This is a genomic window from Moritella viscosa (assembly GCF_900120065.1).
Classification (GTDB): Bacteria; Pseudomonadota; Gammaproteobacteria; order Enterobacterales; family Moritellaceae; genus Moritella; species Moritella viscosa.
Genome location: NZ_FPLG01000108.1, coordinates 1 through 16,387 on the forward strand (window position 1 = coordinate 1; position 16,387 = coordinate 16,387).

The 16,387-nt window shown below is 34.3% G+C and carries 13 protein-coding genes; 10 read left to right on the forward strand and 3 right to left on the reverse strand.

Translation table 11 applies throughout. From position 1 onward, the window contains the following. The 8 genes from BT797_RS17040 to tssG all read left to right on the forward strand — a co-directional run. The coding region (locus BT797_RS17040) for a hypothetical protein (protein ID WP_217653262.1) at positions 1-332 on the forward strand (332 nt) is incomplete at its 5' end. 181 nt (positions 333-513) lie between these two features. Beyond that, positions 514-2,415 (forward strand): serine/threonine protein kinase, encoded by a 1,902-nt coding sequence (locus BT797_RS17045; RefSeq protein ID WP_075472926.1) that lies wholly within the window; start codon positions 514-516, stop codon positions 2,413-2,415. Beyond that, on the forward strand, positions 2,415-3,899 hold the full coding sequence (gene tssA, locus BT797_RS17050) for a type VI secretion system protein TssA (RefSeq protein WP_075472928.1): 1,485 nt from the start codon (positions 2,415-2,417) through the stop codon (positions 3,897-3,899). The genes BT797_RS17045 and tssA overlap by 1 nt, the downstream gene beginning before the upstream one ends. A gap of 31 nt (positions 3,900-3,930) precedes the next feature. After that, positions 3,931-4,428, forward strand: coding sequence for a type VI secretion system contractile sheath small subunit (gene tssB / locus BT797_RS17055; protein ID WP_045110923.1), 498 nt, complete (start codon positions 3,931-3,933; stop codon positions 4,426-4,428). Positions 4,429-4,436: 8 nt separating this feature from the next. Further along, entirely contained in the window at positions 4,437-5,915 is a 1,479-nt protein-coding gene (gene tssC, locus BT797_RS17060; protein ID WP_075472930.1) for a type VI secretion system contractile sheath large subunit, read from the forward strand. 71 nt (positions 5,916-5,986) lie between these two features. Next, positions 5,987-6,397 carry a type VI secretion system baseplate subunit TssE gene (tssE, locus tag BT797_RS17065; protein ID WP_045110921.1) on the forward strand — a complete coding sequence of 137 codons (411 nt, stop codon included), beginning with the start codon at positions 5,987-5,989 and terminating at the stop codon, positions 6,395-6,397. A gap of 12 nt (positions 6,398-6,409) precedes the next feature. Next, on the forward strand, positions 6,410-8,158 hold the full coding sequence (gene tssF / locus BT797_RS17070) for a type VI secretion system baseplate subunit TssF (protein ID WP_075472932.1): 1,749 nt from the start codon (positions 6,410-6,412) through the stop codon (positions 8,156-8,158). After that, positions 8,155-9,150 (forward strand): type VI secretion system baseplate subunit TssG, encoded by a 996-nt coding sequence (tssG, locus tag BT797_RS17075; RefSeq protein ID WP_045110919.1) that lies wholly within the window; start codon positions 8,155-8,157, stop codon positions 9,148-9,150. Before tssF ends, tssG begins: the two co-directional genes overlap by 4 nt. Positions 9,151-9,267: 117 nt before the next feature. Here tssG and BT797_RS17080 read toward each other — a convergent pair whose 3' ends face one another. Genes BT797_RS17080 through BT797_RS17090 form a run of 3 tightly spaced genes read right to left on the reverse strand, consistent with a single transcriptional unit; the run spans position 9,268 to position 14,517 of the window. After that, positions 9,268-9,720 (reverse strand): Lrp/AsnC family transcriptional regulator, encoded by a 453-nt coding sequence (locus BT797_RS17080; RefSeq protein WP_045110918.1) that lies wholly within the window; start codon positions 9,718-9,720, stop codon positions 9,268-9,270. A gap of 42 nt (positions 9,721-9,762) precedes the next feature. Beyond that, positions 9,763-13,176: a type VI secretion system membrane subunit TssM gene (tssM, locus tag BT797_RS17085; protein ID WP_045110917.1), complete on the reverse strand. Its 3,414-nt coding sequence runs from the start codon at positions 13,174-13,176 to the stop codon at positions 9,763-9,765. 45 nt (positions 13,177-13,221) lie between these two features. Further along, on the reverse strand, positions 13,222-14,517 hold the full coding sequence (locus BT797_RS17090; RefSeq protein WP_075472934.1) for a type VI secretion system ImpA family N-terminal domain-containing protein: 1,296 nt from the start codon (positions 14,515-14,517) through the stop codon (positions 13,222-13,224). A 419-nt stretch (positions 14,518-14,936) separates the two neighbouring features. Between BT797_RS17090 and BT797_RS17095 the strand changes: the two genes are divergently transcribed. Together BT797_RS17095 and BT797_RS17100 are read left to right on the forward strand one after the other, a co-directional pair. Then, positions 14,937-15,566 carry a hypothetical protein gene (locus BT797_RS17095; RefSeq protein ID WP_045110915.1) on the forward strand — a complete coding sequence of 210 codons (630 nt, stop codon included), beginning with the start codon at positions 14,937-14,939 and terminating at the stop codon, positions 15,564-15,566. Between the two features lie 18 nt (positions 15,567-15,584). Continuing rightward, a partial coding sequence (locus tag BT797_RS17100) for an FHA domain-containing protein (protein WP_244534215.1) occupies positions 15,585-16,387 on the forward strand: 803 nt, incomplete at its 3' end.

The following is a 16,387-nucleotide window of genomic DNA, read 5'->3' on the forward strand; positions in this document are numbered from 1 at the left end:
TTGACTATGACAGAACAGATAGGCGGGGTTGTTCACGTTTAGTGAAAAAACACAGCGAAAAAACAACGAATTTCGGTAAGATTTACAGTGATATGACGAATTCTAGAGCGCATTCTGAAGATTATGGCTTTGCGATTGGAGCTCGAAGTGAATGCTTCTCTGAACCAGACAATGTAACGCAAATAAATGAATTTTGGGGTTACTTAAGAAATGCCTCAGCTTTGACGTGCCTTGCGTTAGTAAGTCGTGAGATTAGCATTGAACTAAATGCTACTATGTTCTTATTTGGTAGTGAAAAAGAGTGTTCAATTTTGAACTTGTCGTCACAATAATCTATTTAGTTAATTTAGTTTGGTTACTCGTTATAAATTGTAATGGTTATTCTGATGTTTTTTGTAGTCGGAATAACTTATACCGTAGTCAAAAGGCTCGTTTTCTAAAATGCTATTGAAAGTATATACTAAAAGAAATTAGTATTGCGCATACCTTTTTATAGTTATAAATGAGCATGTCTTGTCTGAAGTAAATAACGTTAAAACAGATTTTATTAATAGCGTTATTGTAAAGGCTATTGAAAAGAAAAAGAAAAAATCCGAGGAAATCGAACGAGCAAATCAGCCTAAATTAGAGGATGTATTGTCGGCTAAATTTGATATTTTGGACAAAATAACCTCTCCAACTTCTTCAACGGTTACTTATCATCTTGCTAAAAAAGGTCAGCCAGACAAACAAGTTTGTTGTAAAACAATTGCCAATACGAGTAATGAATCAGCTAAACGTCAGATTTTAGCTGAAGCTTCTTGCCTTGAAATTAGCCAGCATCCGACGGTTGCTAGGTTCATCAAAGTCGGTTCGGAATTTCATACGCCATATTTCATGTATGAATGGGTTCAAGGTGAGTCTATTGCTAAAAAAGTTAGTCGGTATTCGGGTAAAGGATTTCGTCATGATCATATTGCTTGGCTAATTTATCAATTGGCTGGTGCGTTAGAATATATGCATACTAAAGGTGTGTGTCATTTAGATATAAAACCGTCGAACATTATCGTAGATGAAGATGATGCTGTTAAATTAATCGATTTTGGCGCTGCACAATATGTAAACGAGAGTAATGGTTACGCTGAAGCAAGTCGAGGGTATGCATCACCACTTTTTATTGATTCAGGGGTTGGTGAACCACAGGATGATGTATATTCATTAGCTGTTGTGACCTATTATCTATTTGTTGGGGCAACACCTAATTCTAATCTATCAGACGATATTACTAATTTTAAGTGTACGGGTGACATTCCTCCACACATTTGGCGATTGCTGAATAGTGTGTTTTCATCACCTCGAAGTCATGGATTAACGCCAATTAATTTTGCTCAAAATTTAGCGAAAATAGACATTAATTCAAAATCTCTATCTGGCATGCCTATTTTTAATAGCTTGCGTAATGCAGATCTTGTTTTAACACAAACAAGCCGAGATGAAACTTATTTTTGGTTGAGTGGGCGCTATGTTGGGATTTCTTCGGTCCTTGGATTAACACTCTTACTTTCGATTATATTAAGTTATGGTTTGGTTGCTATTAATAATAAAGCCGAAAATGAGTTATATGAAAATTTTATAAATTTAGAAAATAGTACTCGTGATCGTATTGAAGCCGCGAGTTACTTAGAGGCAGAAAAACAATACGCAGATAATAAAAACATCATCGTTCAGAACCAATCATACCCAGTGGAACAATTACGAAAATTACGTGAAATTAAGCGGCAGGTTGTCGACTTACGTCAACAGTTTTCTGATCCTATAGTGCCGATACCTACTGTTGTTAATACATCACTTATTAAATTACTTGCTAATGTAAATACATTAATATCGGCGACGAGGGACATCAATGGTTCATTCGGCATATCGATTAAACAAGCTATAGGGTATTTAGAGAAAGGTGATAGCGAGAGTATTATTAGATTAAATCATGACGCTTTATTAAGTGCTAAAGTTAATAATTTCTATTATTCAAAAGAATTCCATAAAGAGTTAATTAAAGCTGTTATGGAACGGGTTGAAGAGCTTGAATCAAAATCTAAATATACGAGTGCTATTAAGTTATTAGATCAGATTGTTAATTATCTTGGTCCCTTTCAGATATTCACAGAAAAAAGACAGTCACTTATCATTGCTCGATCTGAATATATCTTATTTAAAACGGCAACTGGTAAATATATTTATTCCAATACGAAAATTAAAAAAGCATATGAAGATTTAGAGAAAATGTCTCCTGAACGAGCACAGGAAGTCCGTCTACTTTTAACGACAATTGTAGCTAACACGTTGTCCAAAAAATATATATCTAAAGTTACTTTAGATGGGGCTTCGAATATAGATAAGCTACTTATTAAATTAAACAACAATGAGCAGACTCTGTAATGGTATCTACCGAATTTAAGGCATTATTAGAGCCGATTTCTAGTTCTTCACCAGCAGGACTGGATGCTAAATATGAGTTTTGTTATGAGGTAATGGAATCCGAAATTAAAAAGTTCGGTTCACTTTTTGGTGAAACTGTAGATTGGAAAGTTGTCGATGAAACGTCAACTGAAGTCTTGGTGTCGTATAGTAAAGATTTAAAACCTTTGTGCTATTTAGTTCGTTCAATGGTGGAGCAGAAGCAATTCGTTGGTTTGCGTGATGGGCTTGAATTATTACTTAACGCAATTTCAATATTTGGTAATGAACTTTATCCTCGACGTAAAAGAGGCCGAGATGGGGTATTAGAGTGGCTGTTAAATCAGTTAGACGTTGTAATACCGAAATTTGAAGTCAAAAATGATCAACAATCAATAATTTTTGAATCTGAGGCGTTGGCTAAATCTATAAGCTCAGAGCTATTTTCAATATTTGAAGACACCGATGTTAATTTTAATCGGCTAGCTAATACGCTAAGTCCTTTACTGTTAATGCCAGAGGCTGTTGAAGATGTTTACGTTGAAACCTCTAGTACCAGTACTCATTCTAGCATTTCCACTAGTTCTGAAGAAAAAAGTCCAGTCAGTGTTACGCCATTAGTTGCTGCAGCTAAAGAACCTGATATTGACTTTTCTACAGTGAGCACTCTTAAAGCATCATTAGGAACACTCTCTCATTATTTGTTATCTAGTCATGTGGGTTTTGGCTTAGCTTATCGAATTAATCGATATGTTACTTGGTGTGATATTGATGAAATACCATCATCAGACAATGACAATATCACTCTTTTGAGTCTTGCTATATCAACAGATAAATGTGCTGAATATCAAAAATCAGCAGATGATAATCCGAGTGTTGAATTAATTAAACAACTTGAAAAAACATTAATTAATAGCCCTTTCTGGCTTACTGGACATTTTATACAGTACAAGGTGTTGATGGCGTTAAATCATTCTAATGCTGCAAATGCAATTAAGTCAGAGTTACAAGAGTTTGCTACAAAATTTAAAGGAATCGAAACATTAAAATTTTCAAATGATATTCCATTTGCAGATAGTGACACAGTTGCATGGCTGGACACGAGTGAGAAACCAATAAGTGGTGCTAGCGTCTCAATGGTGGAAGACACTAAATTTGATGATGTTGATATTGAAAATATCGGTAGCTTTATTTTTGAAATATCTAAAAGTCTTGATAATGATGATTCAGGAAGAGGGCTGTTCATTAATTATTTACAAATCATTAAGGTTTACCAATCAGTAGGTTTATATCATTTATGTTTGCCCTATATCGAAAAAATATGGCCAATACGTTGTGAGATGAATTTAGTGACTTGGGAACCCGTTTTGTGTACACAGCTTGATTACTTGGTCAATTTAACTTTAACCAATATTTATAATAAAAGTGAAGATATACCAGATAAATATCAAGAGTGGAAATCTTAAAAACCTAAATAAATAATAAATAAGGATTGTTATGTCACGCGATGGCTCAGTTGCTCCAAAAGAGCGTATTAATATTCGATATGTTCCTGCTACAGGAGATGTAAGTGAAGAGGTTGAATTACCTCTAAGTATGATGGTTATTGGTGATTTTTCTGCAAAATCTGATGATACTCCAATAGAAGATCGTACACCAGTTAACATCAATAAAGATAATTTTAATGATGTACTTGAAGGCTATTCTCCAAACATTAAGGTTAATGTTGAGAATAAATTAAGTGGAGAAGAAGGCGGGCAAATAGGCGTTGATCTTACTTTTAATAGCATAAAGGATTTTTCTCCTGAATCGTTGGCTGAAAATGTTCCTGAACTAAAGAGCTTACTTGATTTAAGAGAAGCCCTCGTTGCATTAAAAGGACCTCTTGGTAACGTACCTGCTTTTCGTAAGAAAATTGCGTCAATTCTTCAAGACGAACCTTCTCGTAAGTTGTTGTTAGAAGAGTTAAATGTTGATAACACGGAAGAAGGATAGAAGCTAGTATGAGTTTAGATGCACAAACAGCAGAGCAAGACGTAAGTCTAGCTGAATCAGGTTCGTTACTTGATAGTATTTTGAATGAAACAAGATTAAAGCCTACAGATGAAGGTTTCAGTATCGCTAAACGTGGTGTTGAAGCATTTATTGCTGAACTATTAAGTCATAATGCCGTTGAGAAAGTAGAGCAATCACTTGTTGATTTAATGATTTCAGATATTGATGCTAAATTATCATCGCAAGTTGATGCTATTTTACATAATGAAGAAGTTCAAGCTATTGAATCGACTTGGCGTGGCCTTAAATATCTTGTTGACCATACTGATTTTCGTGAAAATATTCAAATAGAACTAATTTCTGCGAAAAAAGATGAAGTATTAGATGATTTTGATGATGCACCTGAAGTGGTTAAATCTGGTCTTTATAAGCAAATATATACGCGTGAATATGGCCAATTTGGTGGTAAACCTGTAGGTGCTGTAATTTGTGATTACCAGTTTGATTCTTCATCGCCTGACATGAAACTATTAGAATATATGTCGAATGTTGGCGCGATGTCGCATGCACCATTTATTTCATCTGTGTCAGCTAAATTCTTTGGCGTGGATAGTTATGAAGAATTACCGAATCTTAAAGATCTTAAATCGGTATTTGAAGGACCGCAATATACGAAATGGCGTGGCCTCAGAGAGCATGAAGATGCGCGTTATCTAGGTTTGTGTGCTTCACGATTTATGTTGCGCAGCCCATATTCTGTAGAAGATAACCCGATTAAGTCATTTGATTATAATGAAACTGTTACTGATAGTCATAATAATTACTTGTGGGGGAATTCAGCATTCGCGATGGCATCGAAAATAGCAGAGTCATTTGCGAAATATCGTTGGTGTCCAAATATTATCGGACCACAAAGTGGTGGCGCTGTATTTGATTTACCTATTCATAATTTTGAATCTATGGGGCAAATTGAAACTAAAATACCAACAGAAATCCTTATTTCTGATCGCCGTGAATACGAATTAGCTGAAGAAGGCTTTATCGCGTTAACGATGCGTAAAGGTTCTGACAATGCGTCATTCTTCTCAGCAAACTCAGTTCAAAAGCCTAAAGTGTTTCCGAATACACCAGAAGGTAAAGCCGCTGAAATGAATTATAAATTAGGTACGCAACTACCTTATATGTTTATTATCAATCGATTAGCGCATTATATTAAAGTATTGCAGCGTGAACAGATCGGTTCGTGGAAAGAACGTTCAGATTTAGAAATCGAGCTAAATAAGTGGATACGTCAATACGTTTCTGATCAAGAAAATCCGCCAGCAGAAGTTCGTGGTCGTCGTCCGTTAAGAGCGGCTAAAATCAACGTGTCGGAAGTTGATGGCGATCCTGGCTGGTATAAAGTCTCACTATCAGTTCGACCTCATTTTAAATATATGGGGGCAAGTTTCGACCTGTCTTTGGTTGGTAAATTAGACCAAAGTTAGGCTGATTTATATTAATTTACATTTAATTTTAAGCGGTGAGCATGTATCACCGCTTAATTATAAGATAGCGTATGGAAAAAGGTTATAGACTGTTCGAACGTATTGAGCTGGGTGAAAGTAAAAATAGCTATGAAAAAGTGGTATCTCACAAACACTTAGTCGAATCTATTCATCAACATCTTGCTGACTTGCTTAACACTCACGCAGGTAATGCGATGATCTGTGTTGACTATGGACTACCAGATTTCAACGATGTGTTATCCAATCATACTAATTTAGTATCAAACATCCGCAAAAATATCATATATACAATTAAAAAATTTGAACCTCGAATTAAACGGGTAAATGTACTATATCGCACGAATAATGATGATCCCCTTCAGCTTAATTTTAGCATCTCTGGAGATATCTCTCATAATGGCATGAAGATGCCATTATCGATAGATGTTCATATGGGAGTCAATGGACAATTTAACGTATGAATGGAGTATTAAGTGAGTAATATTAGGTACTTTCAAAGTGAGCTGACTTATCTAAAAGAAGCTGGTAATGAATTTGCTAAGCAGCATCCCAAACTAGCTAATTTTCTGTCAGAAAGCTCTCATGATCCTGATGTAGAGCGGTTATTAGAAGGGTTTGCATTTTTAACTGGCCGTATTAGAGAAAAAATAGATGATGAATTTCCAGAGCTAACTCAATCTCTAATGACATTGTTATGGCCTCATTATACTCGTTCTATACCTTCAATGTGTATTGCTCAGTTAACTCCAAATAGTGGTGGTGTAACAGAAAAAACACGTGTTTCCTCAGGTGTAGAAATGGCCAGTAAATTGATCGATGGCACCAAATGCATTTTTAGAACTTGTTATGACGTTGATATGTATCCAATCAAAATCAATAGTGTAAAACAAGAGAATAGTCGTTCTAGCTCTGTTATTAGTCTCAATCTCAGTGTCGAAAATGACCTTGAGCTTTCTCGTATTGGACTTGATACATTAAGATTTTATCTAAATGGTGAACGCCATATTTCAATGAGTGTATTTCTTTGGTTGTTCCGTTACTTGGATTATATCGAGTTGGATGCGGGGGGAGGATGTTGCAAGCGGTTACCAGCTTCAATGATTACTCCAGCCGGTTACGCTGATAATGAAAGCTTATTACCTTACGGTGAAAACTCGTTTGCTGGCTATAGGTTATTACAAGAGTATTTTTCATTACCAGAAAAATTTATGTTCTTTGATCTTAATGGGCTTGATTGGCTAAATGGGTTACCACAGCGGAATACAGTTAAAATATCATTTGTTTTTTCTCGCGCCTTACCTTTAGATGTTGTGATAAAAGATAAGCATTTCCAACTACATTGTACTCCAATAGTAAATCTATTTGATAAAGATGCCGACCCAATAAGAATTGAGTATAAACAAACTCAATATAAAGTTAGGCCACAAAGCCCTAATCAAGATCACTATGAGGTGTACTCGATTAATAATGTTGATAGTTGGGATAATAATGAACGAAAACGTAAACAGTTATTAGAGTTTGAGTCATTTGAGCATCAAATTAATATGTTTGAAAAGCGGGATTATTATAAATCGAATGTTGCAGAGCGAATTTCAGGTAATGGTTTTGAGCGTTATATTTCTTTTTACTCGCACCAGAATGAAATAACGAATCTATCGTCTGAAACCGTACTAATGAAGCTTACATGCAGTAATGCGAATCTTGCCGAGCGATTGATTATTGGTGATATTACTTATTCTACACAGAATTCACCAGGGTATTCTTCATTTACGAATATAACAAAACCAACTGCATCAGTTAGTCCTAATATTAACGGAGCACTTCAGTGGCAGTTAATCTCGAATATGTCATTAAACTATTTGTCACTTGCAAATATTGATGCGTTAAAGATTTTATTATCAACATATGATTTTAATGCGAACAGTGATCGACAATCTCAACGCGCTTCTCAGCAACGGTTAGACGGAATAAAAAATATAGTAACAGTACCTGTTGAACGTATTTATAAAGGTGTATCAATACGGGGTATGAAGCTAAAAATGGATATGGACTCGAATTTGTTTACTAATGAAGGTGATATGTTCTTATTTTCTTCAGTTCTTAATGAGTTTATACGATTATACGCAAGTATTAACTCATTCACTGAGCTTGAAGTTTTGAACATTGTGAACAGTGAGGTTTACAATTGGTCTGGTAAAGTAGGGCAGCAGCCGATTCTATGATGGATAATATAATAAAAAATGCGCATAATTACAGTTTCTTTCACTTAACCTCATTACTTGAGAAGAAATACCAACAGGATAATAGCGCTATATATAATGGAATTGGGACGAATAAATACACTATTGATGAGTACATTCGTTTTTCTGTTTCACCTGAATTATCTTACCCTAAGAGTGATATAAATAATATAGTCAGTTATCAGCATGGAGGTCGCGATTATATAAATTTAGAAGTTAATTTTTTAGGTTTACATGGTAGCAGTTCACCATTACCAAGCTCTTACGTTGAAAAATTAGCTGGGCGAGATGATGATAACCCTATTCGGTATTTCCTTGACTTCTTTCATAATCGATATCTATCGTTATTATACCAAACGTGGAAGAAATATAGGCATCATGTGCAGTATAAGAGTGGCGCCGGCGATACGTTGTCTGGTCACCTGTTCAATTTTATCGGCTTGTCTGAATCGATACAGCATTGTAATGACGTAAATTTAGATAAGGCTAAGTTGTTATCTTATGTAGGTCAATTATCGACTCGAACACGTTCACCCAAGCTAGTGTCAGGCATTATTGCACATTGCTTTGGGTTAGATAATGTGACAATAGAAGAGTGGGTTTACCGTCGAGTAAATATTTCGGATAGTCAAATTAACCACCTAAATCAACGGAACTGTATATTAGGACATGATTTACATATAGGTAAAACTCTCGCGGATCTATCAGGTAAATTTAACTTATGTATTAATGAATTAGATTTTTCTAATTACCTAAAATTTTTGCCTGGGCAAGAATTAAATACGGTCTTAAAAGAATTAATGAAATTCATTTTAATTGACCCTTTAGCTTGGGATATTAAAATAAAAGTGAAAAATAAGACGTTACCTAAAAATGTACTCGGTAGGGGAGAAGGGAATACATTAGGCCAAACGTTTTGGTTAGGAACATCCCACGACAATGATAATATTATTAGTATCGCGGGATGCTATTAAAGCATGCATTAAAAGTAATGCTCGAATGTCTAGAGATTAAGGCTTACTTAAGCTCGCTATAGCAAATTGAAGACTTTCTTGAAAATACAACTCAAAAATATGACAACGTGATTTATTTTATCGATCTACTGATTGATATAAAACAACAGATGTTTGTAATTCGCTAATACCTGAAATATTTTCAATCTTGTCACATAAAATGTGAATTTGATATAAATCCGAAGCTTCTAGTCTTGCTATTATGTCGTATTCTCCTCCCGTTATGCAGGTATTCCTTATTTCAGGAATACCTTTTAATGTTTTAGATACCTCATTACGTTGGCCATTATGACAACTTATTAGCAGGTATGAGATAGCACGCCTTTCTTTACTATCAATTTGTAATTGAGCTGTGTAGCCCCTAATTGTCCCTGCTTTTTCTAATCGATTAATTCTTTCAGATATTGCAGTTCTTGATAAACCGACACTTCGAGACAAATTTGCAATTGATTCTCGTCCGTTAGATAGCAGGATCGATAATATTTTACGATCTAATTTATCTAATCTATCTAGTTTTGTTGTTTCTTCCATTTTTATGTTTTATCCATATTTTTATTTTTATTTTTATTTTTATTATGTATTCTTATCATTATTTATTTTTTTTGGTAATTCAAAATTGAACAACTCAGGTAGTGTAAATGGATTATTTGGTGTTGCAGGTCGTATTATTATTTTTAGTTCTCGTCCTGACACTTTTATTTCACTTGTAAACCCACCTTCTTCAGATGTCGTTATATTGGTATCGTCTAGTAGACGATATAAGGCCCATTGTCCATCTTTGCTTAGTACATGTTGTTTTCCTTCTTTTGTTATGTCTTGAATTGTGAAATTAACAGAAAAATCTCCACTTTTAGGTGGCCATACAAGTTCTTTGACTTTACTCGGGCCGTGATAGTAATTTAAAACCTGGCCTGCAATGTCAATCTTAGCTCTTATTGCACTTGAATCTAGATCTACAATTTTGATACTAAATGGAACTTTAAATGAGTTTGAAGTATTATCAATCAAGGTATCTCGGATCGTATTGAAGTTCTTTAGTTGTACCATTAATGCCTGAGATAGCTGTAAATACTCTCCATTTACACGTTTAGGTTGCCACAAGTTAATATCATAAAATGCAGATAGATGTTGTGTTATAAAACTATCGAGTATTCCGCCTTTCGCAAAAAAGTTATCAAATTCTTCTAACGAAATTTCTTCAGCAGCCTCTCGATTAAATGGATAGCGATTTGTTCCAATGTATTCAAACTTACCGTAAACATCACTTAACCAGAGTTGTTGTACGCCTTTTGTAGCCTCTTGGAGCATCATCGCCCATGTTTGATTTACGATATCTAATAACCAAGTTCTGATCGGTTCTGGTGATTTCTGCGCTATTTGTTTTAGTCGGATCAAAGGATCTGACTCTGTAATTTCCATTCTTTTTTTAGCGGCGGATAATGCGGCCATTTGTCGGTTTGGTGAGTCTGTAATATCTTTCATGTAGGTTCTAACTTGACTCAAAGCCCTAATTATCTCGTCCCATGGTGTTGGAGAGCTATCTGTTTCTCTTATCTGTAATTGGTTAATTAAGAAGAACGCTTGCTCAACTCGACCCATTAGTAAATAGTCAGGTTTTAAGGTTTCTTCTGCGATACCAGCTGTTGCTTCTAGGGCTTTATTAAGTAATTCATTTTTTGAATTTAGTAACTTAAGTTCTTCTTTTGATGGTGAAAATTTGGTGTTTGTGTATAACTGTTTTAATACCGTAGTTAAAGGTGATGATGGCCCTGAAATAAGATCAATTGAATCGGTAAGTTCAATTATATTATTATATGGCTTTATTTTTAATTCACTAAGTGCGTTTCTCCATTGACTAATATAGTCGTCGGCGTATTTCTTCCGTACTTTGGTTTCAAAGATATTTAACTCTTGTTCTGTCGGTACGATATTATTTGATAATCCTAACACCCAGTCATCTGCAATTATTTTTTCAGATAAAAGCTCAGTTTGAGGTCGGTAAAATGTGCTAAATCCAGTTGAAGTATAAATTTTGTTTATGTTAATGTGTTGTTTATTTAAACGGTCACTAAAAACATTGTCAAAATCAAACCCGACAGTTCTCGCTATATCTAGCTTACCTAAATCAATACCTTTTGCTTGTGATAAAATGTCAGAGTAAACCATATCCACTTTAGATTTTGATAACAGATAACGACGGGTCGATCTAACTAAATCTACATTTATATCAACTGGGGGGAAATCAGTCTGAAAGTAAGTTGTTAAGTATATAGTAGATTTTTTGACATTATCTTGATTCGATATCATTGTCATTAATATATTTTTTGTTTGGTTATTTAAATAATCAATATCTCTTTTATCGGTTTGTTCTAACATTAAATAAGCTTTGAGTAGTGCTAACGATTCGTTATAACGGTTATGTTTTTGGCTTAGCTGAATTGTGTAAACCTTTTCAACTAACGGGATTAATTTGTTATTAATTTCAAGTATTAATCTTTTATAAGCCAGTTTAGTTGTTGTGTCTAATTTACTTAAATTAAGTGATGTAAATTCGTCATCAAGAGCATGATTACTTGCTATCCAAGCATCATATATTGGTTCTATGTTAGTGATTACTTTACTCAACTCTTTATTTAAATCTAACTTACGCTGTTTTATTGAAGACGAGTTATCAACAGTGTCAATATCAATTAAATTATTGATGACATTTATATTACTTATTAATGTTTCTTGTAGCGTGTAACCAGTTAAGAACAGGATTAAGATACAGCCTGATAGGGTAAGGTAACTATTTCGTGTCAGCGTACGGAGGTAAGCTTTGTTTTCACCTGCGTAGCTCGCTTCTGGGAGAATTCTAGATTCGATCAAAAAACGGGAGAAATAAGGTGTTTCATTTAGTTGCATATGTTCAGATGCGATCATTGGTAAATTGAAATAATTGCTACAACTTTTTGCTAATAGATTGTATTTTCGTCCGCCTTGTAATCCGGATGTGAAAAATAGTTCTCTAATATCAAGATTATAGATTCCTCGGTTTACCTGACTTAATTGATTTACTAGGCGCATTATTTCGGTTTTGCAAAGCTCAAATTGCTTGGGAAATGAAATAATAGCTTGCTTATCTTCGAAGTCATTACACTGAGAGGAACAGTCTAAAGTACTTTGTTCCATCGTTTTAACTATATTATCAAAACAGTCTAAGTAATATTCGGTAATTGCACCTTTAGCCTCTTTGAGCGGAATGCTTAAAAACTCAATATGTGACTTGAGAGGACTATGACTGATAAATTCTTTAAAGCCATTCAGTTTATCAATTTTAGTTATTAGTATGTAGATAGGTAGTGCACTAGATATTTGTCCTACAATAAATTCTAAACGGGATGATAATATATTCATTGTATAATCTAACTGTTCATTTTCATGAACAATTAGATATTCGATATCCCAGAATAATAAACAACCAGCAAATGGTTTTCTTGGATTTGAACGTATTAATTGTTTAATAAACGCTTGCCAAAGTTCGTCATCGTTAGCAGATTGTTCTTGAAAAGTAAGCCTATGATTAGGCTTTAAAAAAATGGCACTATCAGACTCCATCCAAGTAAAAAAATCGTTGCTCACGGTTTTTTTCTTATCCAGTGGTTTTATTGTATTTGATGTTTCTAAAAAAGTTGATTTACCACTGGATTTATTACCTAGGACGATATAAAGCGGTTTCTTTCCCGATGTATTCATCAATGCTTTTAGCGTATCGGTTAGGATCTCAGCTTCTGTTTCAATATTATTTATTTTTGACGATTTTTTACGTTTATAATATAAAACAATATTAAATGCCAAGTATAAACTTATAACAACCGAGATTGGTAACCAAAATAATAATGAATTTGGTTGGATATCGAGCCAAAATACAATTGTGATAAATCCACCGATTGCTAAAATAGCAATTAATGATGAAATAAATAATGGTTTTCTATAAAACTGAAACATAAATACCTTTTACTAAATAATATAGTGCTATAAGATTAATTTCGGTCATTCTGATACTTTTGATGTCAGCGAATTAATTCTGAGTTGATAGACGTTGAGGATGTATTGTGCTTTTTTTATATCATTATCATCCATCGAGTTTTCTGCGTATTCAATGCGCGCAAGTAATGGGAATAATGTATTACTGAATTTATAAGACTTTGTGATCGATGATGATTGCGATGTTAATTGAGCATTCGCAATGATTGTTCTAGCACGATTAAATTGCTGTTTGATACCTGAGTAGCTATTTATCAGGTTATTTTTATCATTGTAAAAATTATGTTCAAGAGATTGATAAATAATTGAGTCTGAATATACCCCTTTAAGGGCGTTGATGATAGATGTCAATGTATTCAGTTTATTGATTTTGAGTGGGTCTTCAGACCAATTTTTGAAAAAAACAGTGCTTTTATTGAAGACAACTTCTTTTAATTCTTGTTGAGTACTTTTGGGGCTATGTGTTAGTTCTTGGATTAGGGAAGAAAAATCATCAAAATTTGCGTTTTTAAACGTTTGTAATAATTTCTGCTGCTGATAATGTTTGAAACCAAAGAACATTATAAATATAACTATTAATATACAAATTATTATGGGCTTTTTTTTATATACCACTTTTGGCTTGGGACGACTGACTGTTACAGGTATTTCTGCAATTTCTGGTAATGATGTTGTCGTACTGGTATTAACATCAATTATCGTTTCAAGATCTTCAACACTTTGACTTGATTTTTTCGCTTGCTGATCTTGTTTTATTTGAGTCTCTTTTAATTCTTCGATCCACTGAGATAAAATTCTGCGAATCGGGCTTAAAGAAGGGGTTTTAATCCCATAATGTGATTTTAGTTCTTCTTCTATTTTTAATGTTAGTCTATGTCCTATTTCGATTAATTGAAGATCGTCCACGTTGACAGCCATTTTTTTCTGTCGTTTCGTCGTATGCTCAATCATCCATTCAAAAGCACCAATCCTGGCTTTTTCTTTGTTGTACTCTGGATACGCGCTGTACCAATATACGAGGGTTAAATCGTATATTGCACTTAAACCATCGACAAGACCTTTAAGTCCATGAATATGGGTTGCTGCCGTCGTATAATAACAAGCACTCCGAAAATCTTTGCTTTGATTTGTTAAAATATCGACTGATAGTGAGTGGATCTTTTTCCATGATACATTCGATGAGATCCTATTAAGCTCGTTAACCTGTCTTTTGAGTTCGGTAAATGTATCGAGTTGATTAGTGTCTTCCCCCTCTGGCGAGGATTTGTCTATTGGACGTCTTGTAAAATCAGAAAAGTACATTTAAAAATATTAACTCCATTTTATCCAAAACCATTAAGTGCACATTTAAGGCTCAAAATAACTTGTGATAATTCAAAATAATTCACATCAATGCAACATATTGTACAACAGTTAAAAATAAGACACAAAGATTACAGTTTTTCCATAAGGATTACGGTAACTTGCAGTTGTTTACAGTTATTTACACGTGGGGGCGCAACTCTATCAGAATACTAATCTATAGGTAACTAATAATAGCTATGATATAGGATTTTAATTTCTAGGTCATTGGTCAAACTAACTGATTGACTAGGCATTATGACTATTGTGGTGTTTATTGTGTAAATAATTGGTTTTTCTGCCTTATTCTCTTGAAATTGAAGTTGTTGATGTTATCTTGCCACTAAATTTACCTAATTTTAATGATGTTTAAGGTGTGAATGTTGAGGTTATCGATTGTATTAGTATTATTTTCTTTTTGTATGGTTTGTGCAGAATCTGCTTTTGCCAAAGGTGAGCGATATGGAATATCGGCGCAATATTTCAATATTAACAGTGTGGAATTTGATGAGGGTAGTACAGAAGAAACTAATACGATTAAATTTGGATTTGCGCATACCAGGCCTATTGATGAAAATAATAATCGTTGGCGTTGGCTGTTTAACCTTAATTTTTTGTCAACAGAAATACCAGCACAGAGTAATAGCGGATCGAAAAGTGCAGATGTTTACGGCCTATATCAAGAAGTTCAAAGCCTTCAATTTAGGGTTATGCCTCAATATGCGGTAGCTGATTGGGGTTGGGTGACGCCACTTTTAGGACTTGGGATTTCTACAAGCTATAGCCAGTATTCAGAACGTTGGCGAGTTGATCCCGATGGTGTTAAATATGGTGACCAATTAGAGGACATAGAGGCATTTGAGTACGGTTTAGTTGCTAGTGTTGGAACGGTAATTAAGTTAGGTAGTAATCCAAATGCTCATTTACAGCTCGTTCCTGAAATTTTATATAACCATTCGTTTAATAATGGGCTAAGTGGTATAGAATTTTCTTTAACGCTTTTGTTCTAGGCTAAGTTAGTGAGTATTATGCAGTTAACATTACATATTATTAATTGCCCAGAGGAATATACGGGTAATAAACATATAGAAATGAATGAAAATGGGGGGACGGTAGGTCGAGACCCAAGTTGTAGAGTAACTTTATCTGATCACAATAAATATATTTCTGGTAATCACTCATTAGTTACCTTTTATGGCGGTACTTATTATCTTAGTGATACAAGCACAAATGGAACATTTATTAATGATCGTAAGATATTAAAAAATCAACCCGTTGCATTACACGAAGATGATCTGATCTTGATGGGAAGATATGAGTTTTCTGTATCGCTAGAAAATATGGTAAATAATATTGATATAGCGGTTGATATTGATGCCCGAGCTAATGATGATGATCCTCTTTCAAGCCTAGATATTTCTACGTCGGAGAATATCTCGGATAATCAGGGTGTGATTGAAGATTTATTTATTGAAACGCAAGGCGATGATGTTAATAGCGATGATCCTATTGCTCATATTGATTTTAATATGGAGAAAACAATTGGGTTATTGGATGATGAAATTCCGCAAGAAGTAACGCCTTCACGCACCGATTGGCAAATTCCAGATGACTTTGAAAGTGTTCATTCTGAGTTTGATCTGCCTAATATTATCCCTGAAAACTGGATGGCGGATACTACTGAAGATGTGACGAGTGAATATAAGCAGGCTCCTAGGTTACCTAAACCTGAAATCATACCAAATGTCGAAATAAGTGAGCCCGATCCAGAGGCAACTGCTTTGAGGTCAACTCTTTTACCTAATACTGAACAAGTTTTCCGCGATGTTGA

What these genes read in the sequence shown, in the direction of transcription:
- tssA (WP_075472928.1), top strand. Translation starts at nt 2,415, where the DNA reads ATGGTATCTACCGAATTTAAGGCATTATTAGAGCCGATTTCTAGTTCT.
- tssB (WP_045110923.1), top strand. Translation starts at nt 3,931, where the DNA reads ATGTCACGCGATGGCTCAGTTGCTCCAAAAGAGCGTATTAATATTCGA.
- tssC (WP_075472930.1), top strand. Translation starts at nt 4,437, where the DNA reads ATGAGTTTAGATGCACAAACAGCAGAGCAAGACGTAAGTCTAGCTGAA.
- tssE (WP_045110921.1), top strand. Translation starts at nt 5,987, where the DNA reads ATGGAAAAAGGTTATAGACTGTTCGAACGTATTGAGCTGGGTGAAAGT.
- tssG (WP_045110919.1), top strand. Translation starts at nt 8,155, where the DNA reads ATGATGGATAATATAATAAAAAATGCGCATAATTACAGTTTCTTTCAC.
- BT797_RS17080 (WP_045110918.1), bottom strand. Translation starts at nt 9,720, where the DNA reads ATGGAAGAAACAACAAAACTAGATAGATTAGATAAATTAGATCGTAAA.
- tssM (WP_045110917.1), bottom strand. Translation starts at nt 13,176, where the DNA reads ATGTTTCAGTTTTATAGAAAACCATTATTTATTTCATCATTAATTGCT.
- BT797_RS17090 (WP_075472934.1), bottom strand. Translation starts at nt 14,517, where the DNA reads ATGTACTTTTCTGATTTTACAAGACGTCCAATAGACAAATCCTCGCCA.
- BT797_RS17095 (WP_045110915.1), top strand. Translation starts at nt 14,937, where the DNA reads ATGTTGAGGTTATCGATTGTATTAGTATTATTTTCTTTTTGTATGGTT.